The following is an 11,935-nucleotide window of genomic DNA, read 5'->3' on the forward strand; positions in this document are numbered from 1 at the left end:
TCCAATCTTTTGTGACTTTTGTGGTTAAATCCTTTATTTAAATATGATTGAGTTGGCCAACTCTATTTCTTCTTCATTGATGGAGTGCCCGAAATTGGCATATACTTTCTCGGTAACTTCAGCATTCATTTCTCTTAAAATATTGGCTGTTGCATATACTCTTTCCACCGGAACATGAAAATCCGGGTTACTGGTTCCTAAAAAAACAGGGGTCCCCGCAAAATCTCCTTTATAGTTATCCCGATTGATTTTATCACCGATTACACCTCCAATAATAGCTACAGCTCCTCCAAACTTCTGTGCATGACGGGCCAAAAACTCTAAAGTAAGACACGCACCCTGAGAAAAACCGAAAAAGTAAATATTTTCTGGTTGTATCCCTGATTCTACGATTATTTTTACGGTTTCTTCTATCATTTCCAATGCTGACGACAACCATGGCTCATTCTCATCAACCGGTGCCATAAATGAGTAAGGATACCACGTATGATTCAAAGCCTGTGGAGCAAGCAATGCGTAATCCTTTACCTCTAAATGCTGGGAAAGACTTAAAATGTCCTGAGCACTTCCTCCCCTTCCGTGTACCATAATCAATGCTTTTTCAGCTTGTTTTAATGGTATTCCTGCTGTTTTTATATTTACTATATGACTCATTGTATTTATTTGAATTTTTCTGTTGGATAATGTATTGGGGGAAGAACCTCAATCAAACGATCTCTCTGTTCTTCAAACGGTGAAGGCAACTGTAGCGCTTCTCCTAAAAAAGCTGCTTCTTCATCTACATCGAAACCGGGACCTGAAGTGGCAATTTCAAACAGCACTCCGCCGGGTTCTTTAAAATATACTGAGGTAAAGTATTTGCGGTCTTTCACCTCTGTATGTTCCAGTCCGTAAGTGTTTAATCTTTCTACCATTTCAAGCTGTGACTGGACATCCGGCGTGGCAAAGGCAACATGGTGAACGGTTCCTCTTCCGGCCAATCCTTTCAATGCATTGGGAGCTGATAACAAATCCACATACTTTCCCGGAAGGTTTTCTGTGCCTAATCTCAGTCGGCCAGAGCTTTCAACAATCACTTTATGATCCATTTGAGTAGTTAATAAAGCTGCTGTTCTTTCGTAAGCATCCTGCCATATTTCAACATGATGAATTCCTTTTAAAGCATATTCTTTCGGAATATATCCGTTGTAGTAACCTTTTCTTTCGTCTTTATCTGTAAAAACCAGTTCCAACCCCAATCCGTCAAAATCTTCCAGGTAAATAAAGACCTCATCAGAAAATCTTTGCTGCGGATGTTTATAGGGAATATTAAACTGATCAAGACGATTCAACCAATAATCCAATGCCTCTATAGATACTGAAAAAGCAGTGGTATTCAACATTCCTTTTCCATGTCTTCCGTTGATCAGATCTTTACCATACGGGAAAGTGGTCATGATTGTTCCGGGCGTCCCGTATTCATCTCCAAAATAAAAGTGATAGACATCGGAATAATCAAAATTAACCGTTTTTTTAACCAGGCGAAGTCCTAAAACTCCGGTATAAAAGTCTATATTTTCCTGTGCATTGCCTGTAATAGCGGTAACGTGGTGTAGTCCTGTGATAAGATTCATAGTATTGAAAATTGAATGTTAATAGTAATTGACAAAAGCTCTTTAAAAGATCAGTCTTCTATGCTGATGCTAGTTGTCTTTCATCCATACATCGTTATATTCTTCCGGATGACGCTTGAACTGTGCATGAACATACGGGCATAACGGTACAATTTTGAGATCGTTTTCCCTTGCATAAGAGACCAGTTTTTCCAGTAAAATTTTAGCAAAACCTTTGCCTTCGTATTCTGGATTAACTTCTGTGTGATAAGCCGTCAGTTTTTGTCCAATGACTGAGATATCCATTTTTCCTGCTTTATGATCGTCTGAGAAAAGTTGAATTTCTCCTCTTCTTCCTTCTAAAACTATTTCTGTTCTTTCCATTTTTTGTTTTTAATTATTAATTCAAAATTAGCCTCTTTCTGTGATGCAGTCGATGATCTATGATAATTTCGGAAGTACTCCTTCTATTTTATCGCGCATTCCTTCATACTGTGCAGGAAGTTTCAGATGTGTTCCCAGCTCATTCAATGGTTCATCTACGGTGAAACCTGGATTATCTGTTGCGATTTCAAATAAAACACCTCCTGGTTCACGGAAATACAATGAGTAGAAATAGTCTCTGTTGATTTTCGGCGTGATGCTCAATCCGGCAGAGAGTGCCTTTTCGCGGTATTCCATTAAAACATTCTCGTCTTTCACTCTGAATGCAATGTGATGGTTGGTTCCTGCTGCATTTCTTCCAGATGGAATCTTATCATTTTCTACAATATCTATAAGGTTGGCAGTATCAATTGCCTCTGTAGCCAATCTAAGTCTTTCCCCTTCCTGTTTTTGTATCGTGTATCCTAATAGATCAGTCAGTACTTTAAGAGTAGGATCCGCTTTTTTTAGGGTTAAAGTTACGTTGTGGAATCCTTTCAAAGCATTGTCATCTTTAATGTCCTCCGTTGTCCAGACCTTTCTGTTATCTTCTGCTAATGGTTCTGTAAACTGTAGCTGCAGACCATCCGGATCTTTAAAAGAGATCATTTTTTCTCCAAAAATCTCCCCTTCTTCAATATTGACGCTGAAACTTTTCAAACGTTCTTTCCAGAAGTCCAGGCTTCCTTTGGGAACGGAATAACCGATGTGGGTAGCCATACCACTTCCATTGGTTCCCTGCCCGATTCCTTCCCATGGAAAGAAAGTGAGAATGGTTCCCGGAGTTCCGTTTTCATTACCAAAATAAAAATGGTAGGTTCCCGGATCATCAAAATTTACGGTTTTCTTTACCAATCTTACTCCCAACACCTGAGTATAAAAGTTTAAGTTTCTTTTTGCATTGTCCGCAATAGCTGTAATATGATGCAGCCCTAATATTCTATTGTCCATGTTTTTAATTTTGATGCTAAATTACAGCACATAGAAATCCTGCACATTTAACTAGTTTAATAAATGCTTTTTCATTTCACCTCCTCACAACTTTATGCAATTCTTAAAAAACAAGCGTTATTTTATCTTTTCTACAACCGCATTATACTCGTTATTTTAATAAAAACAGGAGTAAAGGGTATTTAAAATCGCATTAAACCCTTTTCTACCGTAATCCAAAATACAATTAATTCACTTAAAATCAAACAATTAAATACTTAACAATAAATTAATATTTAAAAAGTCTACTTTTTTAGTGGACTAATAAATATTATATTATATATTTGCAAACGTATTCAGGAAATAAAACAAAATGAAGGCAGAATTCAAAAATAATTCAATAAAGAAACATAGCATCAACAATATGATGATGGCTATCTGTATGCCTATGCATCTAGAATACTGTGGTTGACCTTACTTTTATATGACATATTTTGCAGAGGCCCTACCACGTTGTAGGGCCTTTTTTAATTGAAAAAACGAACAACATTAAAAAAATAAAAAATGAGCAATTCTAAAAACAAATGGTTAATTCCATTAGCGTTTACAAATATCTATGTGATATGGGGAATTACGTTTTTAGCTATTTCATTTGGCTTGAAAGGTTTTCCCCCGTTCATTCTTTCCGGGTTAAGATTTCTGGTAGCAGGAATTTTGATGATGGGGTATCTTCTATCCAAAGGAGAAAAAGCAAATTCTCTGATGAACTGGAAGAAAAATGCAATTACAGGAATTCTCATCCTTGCCGGAGGAACAGGTCTTGTTGCCTGGGGAGAGCAATATGTAACCGCTTCTGAAGCTGCCATTTCAATAGCTACCGGGCCATTCTGGTTTATTGCGATTGACCGTAAAAACTGGAAATATTATTTTTCTGATAAATTTATCCCAATAGGTTTGGTGATTGGTTTTGTAGGATTGGTATTATTTTTAAAAGGGAGTGTTACTTCCAATGCAGCCCACGCAGCAACAAATGGAAATCTGCGTATCACTGCTTTTATCGTATTAGGTCTAAGTTCAATAGCATGGGTATTGGGTTCTTTGTATTCCAAGAAAAATCCAGCCTCACAATCTACTTTTATGAATATTGCCCAACAGCTTATTATTGCGGGATTGGCATCGTTTGCTATCGCTTTATTAAGGGGAGAATGGGTTGGTTTTTCGTTTTCTGCGGTTCCATTATCGGCATGGTTTGGAGTTTTGTTTTTGATTTTCTTTGGATCAATAGTCGCTTATTTGTCGTACATTTGGCTCTTGTCTGTGAAACCCGCCGCTTTAGTAAGTACCCACACCTACATTAATCCTATTGTAACAGTTATTGCAGGCTGGATTGTTGCCCACCAAAGTATCAACGGAGGTCAGCTGTATGGTTTATCCATCATATTACTGGGAGTGCTTCTCACCAATGTGACCAAGTACTTCAGACTTTCGAAACGGTCAAAGGTCAAAATCAGACGATTAAGAAGATTTTTTAACAGAGCAGGTAGACGATATCAGCCTATTTAAACAGTATATTATATCATAATGATAGAAATAAGAAATATATCAAAAACATTTCACCAGAAAAAACAGTCTTTCAAGGCTCTGGATAAGGTGAGCCTTACTATAGAGAAAGGAGATATCGTAGGAATTATCGGTTTTTCCGGTGCGGGGAAAAGTACATTAATACGTACCGTCAATTTATTGGAAAGACCGGATGAAGGAGAGGTTATCATCAATGGAAAAGATTTTACAAAACTCAGCGCTACGCAATTGGCGGAGGAACGCAAAAAAATAGGAATGATTTTCCAGCATTTCAATCTTCTTTCTTCAAGAACTGTTTTTGATAATATAGCACTTCCTCTGGAACTGGATCATAAAAGCAAAGAACAAATCCATACAAAAGTGAATGAGCTTTTGAAAATTGTAGGCCTTGAAGATAAAGCCAACGATTATCCTAAAAGCCTTTCAGGAGGACAAAAACAAAGAGTTGCCATTGCCAGGGCACTAGCCAACGACCCTCACCTTCTTCTTTCTGATGAAGCAACGAGCGCTCTAGACCCGGCTACCACACAGTCTATCTTACAGCTTTTAAGAGATATCAATAAGAGACTGGGCATTACAATTCTTCTCATTACCCACGAAATGGACGTGATCAAAGCGGCTTGTAACCATGTTGCAGTAATAGACAAAGGAAAATTATTAGCAAAAGGTACTTTAAGCGAGATCATTTCGGACAAAGAAAATCCGGTGATCCGACAATTTATAAATTCAGACATCATGGCCCTGCCACAGGAACTCAATAACAGACTGCAGAAAGAGCCAAAAGAAGGTTTATTCCCGCTGGTCGAAATAGAACTTAATGAAAGCATCAGTGTGGAGCAGATTCTTTCTGCATTATACAATCAGTATAAAATTCCTTATAGGCTTTTAAAGGCTGATGTAGAATATCTGGGAGATTCCAACTTTGGTAAACTTCTGCTGCATCTACAGGGTAAGGAAGAAGAAAACCAACAGGCGATTTATTATTTTAATCAAAATAAAATTCAAAATACAGTAAAAGGATATGCTTAGTGATACAGTAATTGCGCTTTTGGCAAAAGGAACCTGGGAAACAGTTTATATGACATTTTTATCCGGATTTTTCGGATTTGTCCTGGGACTTCCGGTGGGAATTATGCTGTTTTTAACCCGAAAAGGACAGCTTATGGAAAATGCTTTTTACAACAGAGTTTTATCTATTCTTGTTAATATTTTCCGTGCTATTCCCTTCATTATTCTTATTGTATGGATGATTCCTTTTACAAGAATTTTAGCGGGTACTTCCATTGGTGTAAACGCAGCACTGGTTCCATTAAGTGTGGGTGCAGCCCCATTTATTGCAAGACTTGTCGAAAACAGCCTTATTGAGGTTCCTCACGGTCTTATAGAAACAGCCAGAGCATTGGGAGCTTCTCCGTTACAGATTATTAAAAAGGTGTTATTACCGGAAGCGCTTCCGTCATTAATCAACAATGCAACCATCACTTTGATTACTTTAGTAGGATATTCTGCGATGGGAGGTGCTGTAGGAGCCGGTGGGCTGGGACAGGTTGGCTATCAGTACGGATACATTGGTTATGATATTGTCATTATGAATACCGTATTAATATTACTGGTTCTTTTGGTATTTATCATCCAGTTTGCCGGAGACAGATTATCAAAAAGTTTCGACCATAGATAGTTGGGTTTCGAGATGCGAGTTGAAGCATATAAGGGTCGAGCGTAAGAGTATATTCATTCGTTTTTTCCCCTAGCTTTTTGCCTCAATACCATTTAAAATAAAAAAATAGAATGAAAAAAATAAATATTTTTGGTTTATTAGCTGCAGGAATATTACTGTTCAGTGCCTGTTCAGGAAGAAAAGATGATCCGAACTTTATCCGTGTAGGAATTACTTATGGCCCTGAGCAGGAAATTGCAGAGGTGGCTAAAAAAGTGGCTAAGGAAAAATATAATCTGGAAGTGGAGCTTATTCCTTTCAATGATTATGTGGTTCCCAATGAAGCGCTTACCAATGGAGATATTGATGCCAATGCATTTCAGCATATCCCTTATTTAACAGAACAGTCGAAACAAAGAGGATACAATCTGGTACCCGTAGGAAATACTTTTGTATACCCTATTATTGCGTATTCAAAAAAGATTAAAAATATCGGCCAGCTACAGGAAGGAAATACCATTGTAATTCCCAATGACCCAACCAATGGCGGACGATCCCTGCTTCTGCTGCAGAAAAGTGGTTTATTAAAACTGAAAGACGGAGTCGGACTTCTTCCAAAAGTTACAGACATTACAGAAAATCCAAAGCAGCTGAAGATTATGGAAATTGAAGGTGCGCAAATTCCAAGGGTTTTGGACGACAGAGATGTGGTGGTAGGAATCATCAACAATAACTTTGCAGCTCAGGCAGGCCTGGATCAGGAAAAACAGGGAATCCTTGTAGAAGATAAAGACTCCCCTTACGTGAATGTGATCGTTGCCAGACAAGATAACAAAAACAGCCAGAAAGTGAAAAACTTTGTAAAAGCCTATGAATCACCAGAAGTCGAAAAGAAGGCCAAAGAGATTTTCAAAGGAGGCGCTGTGAAAGGTTGGGATTAATACATTGCAGGGTTTAAAGGTTTCATAATAAGCAGATACACAAAATCATCCATCTTATTTTTTATTATTTTTTAGATAATACACCTGAAAAACCTTTCTTCTCCCTGTCCTTTTACCTTATAAATACAATCAATAGTAAATAATCAACTGCCTGCTTATAAAGTGGCAGTTTTTTTATCCACAAAAATTTATTTTCTCAATTTGAGATAATAAAAAATTTTCTTTACTTTTGTTTTCAATCAAATAGAAAGGAATTATGATAAAGAAAACCGTCATTATAAGTTTATTCACCTTTATTTCTGCTTCTTATATGGCTCAGACAAATACTACTCTACCCGTTTATTTAGATGAATCAAAACCCGTAGAACAGCGTATTCAGGATGCACTTTCCAGAATGACTCTGGAAGAAAAAGTGGCTATGCTTCACGCACAGTCAAAATTCAGTTCACCCGGAGTTCCAAGACTGGGAATTCCTGAATTCTGGACAACAGATGGTCCTCACGGAGTACGCCCGGAAGTAATGTGGGATGAATGGGACCAGGCCGGATGGACCAATGACTCTATCATCGCCTACCCTGCTTTGACGGCCTTATCTGCAACCTGGAACAAAAAAATGTCCTGGAACTATGGTAAAGCATTGGGCGAAGAAGCCCGTTACAGAAAAAAAGATATCCTTCTAGGACCTGGAGTTAACATTTACAGAACACCACTCAACGGAAGAAACTTTGAATATATGGGAGAAGATCCTTATCTGACCTCAAAAATGGTAGTCCCTTATATTAAAGGAGTACAATCTAACGGAGTGGCAACCTCGGTAAAACATTTTGCACTCAACAACCAGGAAATGTTCCGTCACACCAGCAATGTGAAAGTAGATGACAGAACCCTGTATGAAATTTATCTACCTGCTTTTAAAGCTGCAGTGACAGAAGGAGATTCATGGACGATCATGGGGGCTTACGACATGTATAAAGGTCAATATGCCAGCCAAAACCAATATCTTTTAAATGATATTCTAAAAAAAGAATGGAATTATAAAGGAGTGGTTGTTTCAGACTGGGGTGCCGTAAACAATACAGAACAGGCCATCCATAATGGTTTGGATCTTGAGTTCGGTTCATGGACCAACGGACTTTCTGCGGGAACCAAAAATGCCTACGACAATTATTATCTGGCAAAACCTTATCTCGATTTGATTAAATCCGGGAAAGTAGGGACAAAAGAGCTCGATGACAAAGTAACCCGATTACTTCGCCTTGCTTATAAAACGACGATGAACCGCAATAAACCTTTCGGAAACATCGCTTCAGATGAGCATAAGGCCATTGCCAAAGAAATTGGAGAAGAAGGAATTGTTCTTCTGAAAAATCAGGGAAATGTTCTTCCTATCGATATTAATAAAGCTAAAAAAATCGCTGTTATCGGTGAAAACGCTATTAAAATCATGACAGTGGGTGGAGGTTCTTCTTCTTTAAAGGTAAAATATGAAGCTCTTCCTTTGGACGGTATCAAATCCAGATTCGGGAAACAGTCTGATGTACAATATGCAAGAGGATATGTGGGTGATATTGGCGGAGAATACAATGGTGTAAAATCCGGACAGGATCTAAAAGATACCCGTTCAGAAGCTGAATTGATCAATGAAGCAGTAGAACTGGCAAAAAAATCAGATTATGTGATCTTTGTCGGAGGGCTAAACAAAGCTGACTTCCAGGATAGTGAAGGGAACGACAGAAAAAGCTACGAATTGCCTTACAACCAGGATCATTTGATCTCTGCTCTGGCAAAAGCCAATAAAAATCTGGCTGTTGTTCTGGTAACTGGAAACGCAGTGGCTATGCCTTGGATCAAAGAAGTTCCAACCGTTGTACAGGCATGGTATCTGGGATCTGAAGCAGGAAATTCTATTGCCGCTATTTTAGCTGGTGATGCTAACCCTTCAGGAAAACTTCCGTTTACTTTCCCTGTGAAGCTTGAAGACAACTCAGCGCATCAGCTTGGAGAATATCCTGGCCAAAAAGACGAGTTCGCAGCAGGAAAAGGAAAAGATCAGAAAAACCCAATCAATATTACGTATAATGAAGGCGTTTTTGTAGGATACCGTTGGCATGACACTAAGAATATTAAACCATTATTCAGCTTTGGACATGGATTAAGCTATACCACGTTTGAAATTGGAAAAGCAACCGCTGATAAAACAGTGATCAACCAAAATGATAAGATCACCTTTACGGTAAGCGTTAAAAATACAGGAAAAAAAGCAGGAGCAGAAGTGGCTCAGCTTTACATCAGTGATTTAAAATCATCTGTTCCACGTCCTGCAAAAGAATTGAAAGGTTTTGAAAAAGTATATTTAAATCCTGGTGAACAAAAGGAGGTAACTTTCACTATTGATAAAACGGCATTAAGCTTCTTTGATGCTCAAAAGCACGACTGGGTAGCTGAACCGGGAGATTTTGAAGCTCAAATCGGTAACTCTTCAGACGCCATCAAAACGAAAGTGAAGTTTACTTTGAAATAAACAGAGATTTGTATCCAAATTAGCTACATATGGACTGAGCCAAGAACATGCAGAAAAAATTGAAGCTCTAATAAATAATATCTGCAGAACAAAATATCAGTCTTAAACATCTCATCAACTCCGTCTTTGATGAAAATATTTTAATGAAACAACGGATTAAGGATTTGATAATCCTTAATCCGTTGCTTTAAAAATGAAATAGTCAGGTATCTGAACTTCTACATTCTTTTTAACTGTTACGGAATACATAATTACTCCCGCTAATAAAATTAGCGCTCCCACTACTGCGACAGGGTGAGGTTTCAATTGTTTAATCAATTTTCTCATATTTCTATTTTGATCTTTTTAATAAATACTTGGTTTCTTCCAAAAGTACTATCGACTTTTCCCAAAATCGGGTTTGCTTATTTATACCTCCAGCTCCAGAAAGAAAATCAATGTTCAAACTTCCAAATTCAAAACATTTCCTGAAAGGACATACATTATCACTTCTCTGTAATCCCTATAAATAAAGGATTTCAAAGTTATTTATCATTTTTAAAAAGTTGTGACGCACTTAATTGCTTCCCACAGGGATAAAGATAAAATGTATTCAATCTATCTTTTGTTACACCAAAAATTCTTGAGATACGGCACAAAAAAAAGCCCCTCGTAGTACGAGAGACTTTGTCTTCGATACGAAGCTACGGAATGATCTAATACGAAGCAAAAGCATTAATTTTAAAATTAACCTTCTATAACACTATTTATCCTAACACCCTGTAGTTTATATATTTCGATACCTTCAGGATCATGTTTTATTGACCTCTTTGTATCACCAGATACAAAAAGAGTAGATCTACTACTACTTTTTCTCTTTTATTATTTTAACAATGAGAATTATTAACTCTATTACTTTCACTATTCCACCTAATAACTATTCAATCTGTTCCAGCTTGTTGTTTTGCATAATTTTTAATATTAAAAACACCGACAAGGTTTTCACCCTTGGGTTTTAGATATCTAAAACGATCACACTCCCATTCATAACTCTTAACAACCATTTTTATAATCCTTTTTTGTGTATTTATTTTTGGACACTATTGTCTAAAAATTTTAAACTAAGGAGCAACGAACGGCAAGTGTTTTGAAAAAACGGGAAGTCTGAGGAAGTAACGGCTGAAAAATTTCACTTAGTGTGATATTTAATTTATCTTTCTTAAATTCACACCAATAACATTTACGGTAAAAAATTAAAGCATTTGCTTTTCTGTTAGGAAAACTGGTAATTTTCATTCGAACACAGGAATATGCAATGCTCACGCTACGGCGTGGGCTTGTTTATTTTTGTTCAGGTATACCAGTACCTCCTAACAATAGGCATAGCTCCACGCTTTTTTTGTGCCCATAAACTAAATCCAAGATGTATAAATTTAAAATACGACATGATCTGTCGCTATGCTGTAATAGATTTGTTTTTAAGATTTCCGTAAAAGCAAAATACCGTGATTTTACGGATTGTGCAAAGACTCTGTAGTGCCTAAGTTCGCTTAAGAGAAAAACAACACACAATGAGAGAAAAGAAATAATGTTCCCAACACAAAATTTCTTGTATGCACAAAGTAAGGTCCCTCCTTATTTCTTTTGTGCAGGACTTCTAAAGTCTAAGGTCCTGATTTTTAATCAGGCTATATCATCATTTTTTTAAAATAAGCCATATGAAAGCTTTATGTATTTCAGGGTATTTTATATCCTGTCGTACAAAACCCATATAAAAATCCCCCCCTTAATTGGGAGTTAATGGTGTTTTATTTTTCACATTAAATTCATAAATCATGAAAAAAAATTATTTAAGTGCATTATTTTTATGCACTACCCTGAGTACATTGAGTGCTCAGCAGACCGAAGTCTACTTCAAGTATGACGCGGCGGGCAACCAGCGCTATCGCGGCCCTGATACCAATGCAAAACAATCCTCTGAAACTTTATCACCATTAGCATCTAAAACCTCTGCAATGGCGCAGTCTGTGGCTATGAATGAAGGAACCTTCTGGAAACAGGTGCGCTTGTACCCGGTTCCGGTTAACGATCTGTTAACCATCGACTGGAGCGAGGAAACAGACAAGCTTATAGAATCAGTTTCTCTCTATCAGCACAGTACAGTGCACTGGAAGTTTCAGCAGCAGAATATTCCCGGACTTGGCAGGCAGTTGAAAATTAATATGACGGGCTATGATTGGGGAGTATACGTCCTGCGTTTTACCCTGAAAGACGGAAGAATCTTCAGTAAAAACATCACTAAAAGATAAAG

General features: G+C 37.4%; 11 protein-coding genes. 6 read left to right on the plus strand and 5 right to left on the minus strand.

Annotated features, from left to right (window positions below; genetic code table 11):
* Window positions 1-33: 33 nt before the first annotated feature.
* The 4 genes from ACQ76T_RS11270 to ACQ76T_RS11285 form a co-directional block, all read right to left on the minus strand.
* A complete protein-coding gene (locus ACQ76T_RS11270; RefSeq protein ID WP_431343389.1) occupies window positions 34-654 on the minus strand; it encodes an alpha/beta hydrolase in 621 nt (206 codons plus the stop codon).
* Between the two features lie 5 nt (window positions 655-659).
* On the minus strand, window positions 660-1,613 hold the full coding sequence (locus ACQ76T_RS11275) for a VOC family protein (protein ID WP_431343390.1): 954 nt from the start codon (window positions 1,611-1,613) through the stop codon (window positions 660-662).
* Window positions 1,614-1,682: 69 nt separating this feature from the next.
* Window positions 1,683-1,976: a GNAT family N-acetyltransferase gene (locus tag ACQ76T_RS11280; RefSeq protein ID WP_431343391.1), complete on the minus strand. Its 294-nt coding sequence runs from the start codon at window positions 1,974-1,976 to the stop codon at window positions 1,683-1,685.
* Window positions 1,977-2,033: 57 nt separating this feature from the next.
* Window positions 2,034-2,966 carry a ring-cleaving dioxygenase gene (locus tag ACQ76T_RS11285; RefSeq protein WP_431343392.1) on the minus strand — a complete coding sequence of 311 codons (933 nt, stop codon included), beginning with the start codon at window positions 2,964-2,966 and terminating at the stop codon, window positions 2,034-2,036.
* 543 nt (window positions 2,967-3,509) lie between these two features.
* On the opposite strand from ACQ76T_RS11285, the gene ACQ76T_RS11290 reads away from it, so the two are divergent.
* From ACQ76T_RS11290 to ACQ76T_RS11310, 5 genes are all read left to right on the plus strand, one after another.
* Window positions 3,510-4,508, plus strand: a complete 999-nt coding sequence (locus ACQ76T_RS11290; protein ID WP_431343393.1) for an EamA family transporter — start codon at window positions 3,510-3,512, stop codon at window positions 4,506-4,508.
* 18 nt (window positions 4,509-4,526) lie between these two features.
* Entirely contained in the window at window positions 4,527-5,555 is a 1,029-nt protein-coding gene (locus ACQ76T_RS11295; protein ID WP_431343394.1) for a methionine ABC transporter ATP-binding protein, read from the plus strand.
* Complete coding sequence (gene metI, locus ACQ76T_RS11300) at window positions 5,548-6,204, plus strand: methionine ABC transporter permease MetI (RefSeq protein WP_431343395.1); 657 nt, start codon at window positions 5,548-5,550, stop codon at window positions 6,202-6,204. The genes ACQ76T_RS11295 and metI overlap by 8 nt, the downstream gene beginning before the upstream one ends.
* A 110-nt stretch (window positions 6,205-6,314) precedes the next feature.
* Window positions 6,315-7,124, plus strand: a complete 810-nt coding sequence (metQ, locus tag ACQ76T_RS11305) for a methionine ABC transporter substrate-binding lipoprotein MetQ (RefSeq protein WP_431343396.1) — start codon at window positions 6,315-6,317, stop codon at window positions 7,122-7,124.
* Between the two features lie 310 nt (window positions 7,125-7,434).
* Window positions 7,435-9,645, plus strand: a complete 2,211-nt coding sequence (locus ACQ76T_RS11310; RefSeq protein WP_431343738.1) for a glycoside hydrolase family 3 C-terminal domain-containing protein — start codon at window positions 7,435-7,437, stop codon at window positions 9,643-9,645.
* Window positions 9,646-9,819: 174 nt separating this feature from the next.
* Here the strand turns inward: ACQ76T_RS11310 and ACQ76T_RS11315 are convergent, their stop codons facing one another.
* Window positions 9,820-9,972: a hypothetical protein gene (locus ACQ76T_RS11315; protein ID WP_431343397.1), complete on the minus strand. Its 153-nt coding sequence runs from the start codon at window positions 9,970-9,972 to the stop codon at window positions 9,820-9,822.
* Between the two features lie 1,667 nt (window positions 9,973-11,639).
* Here ACQ76T_RS11315 and ACQ76T_RS11320 point away from each other — a divergent pair.
* Entirely contained in the window at window positions 11,640-11,933 is a 294-nt protein-coding gene (locus tag ACQ76T_RS11320) for a hypothetical protein (RefSeq protein ID WP_431343398.1), read from the plus strand.
* The last annotated feature ends 2 nt before the right edge of the window (window positions 11,934-11,935 follow it).

The organism is Chryseobacterium sp. JK1 (genome assembly GCF_050632815.1).
Classification (GTDB): domain Bacteria; phylum Bacteroidota; class Bacteroidia; order Flavobacteriales; family Weeksellaceae; genus Chryseobacterium.

Excerpts from the sequence above, each read along its gene's own strand:
- ACQ76T_RS11270 (WP_431343389.1), bottom strand. The coding sequence starts at position 654 with ATGAGTCATATAGTAAATATAAAAACAGCAGGAATACCATTAAAACAA.
- ACQ76T_RS11275 (WP_431343390.1), bottom strand. The coding sequence starts at position 1,613 with ATGAATCTTATCACAGGACTACACCACGTTACCGCTATTACAGGCAAT.
- ACQ76T_RS11280 (WP_431343391.1), bottom strand. The coding sequence starts at position 1,976 with ATGGAAAGAACAGAAATAGTTTTAGAAGGAAGAAGAGGAGAAATTCAA.
- ACQ76T_RS11285 (WP_431343392.1), bottom strand. The coding sequence starts at position 2,966 with ATGGACAATAGAATATTAGGGCTGCATCATATTACAGCTATTGCGGAC.
- ACQ76T_RS11290 (WP_431343393.1), top strand. The coding sequence starts at position 3,510 with ATGAGCAATTCTAAAAACAAATGGTTAATTCCATTAGCGTTTACAAAT.
- ACQ76T_RS11295 (WP_431343394.1), top strand. The coding sequence starts at position 4,527 with ATGATAGAAATAAGAAATATATCAAAAACATTTCACCAGAAAAAACAG.
- metI (WP_431343395.1), top strand. The coding sequence starts at position 5,548 with ATGCTTAGTGATACAGTAATTGCGCTTTTGGCAAAAGGAACCTGGGAA.
- metQ (WP_431343396.1), top strand. The coding sequence starts at position 6,315 with ATGAAAAAAATAAATATTTTTGGTTTATTAGCTGCAGGAATATTACTG.
- ACQ76T_RS11310 (WP_431343738.1), top strand. The coding sequence starts at position 7,435 with ATGGCTCAGACAAATACTACTCTACCCGTTTATTTAGATGAATCAAAA.
- ACQ76T_RS11315 (WP_431343397.1), bottom strand. The coding sequence starts at position 9,972 with ATGAGAAAATTGATTAAACAATTGAAACCTCACCCTGTCGCAGTAGTG.
- ACQ76T_RS11320 (WP_431343398.1), top strand. The coding sequence starts at position 11,640 with ATGGCGCAGTCTGTGGCTATGAATGAAGGAACCTTCTGGAAACAGGTG.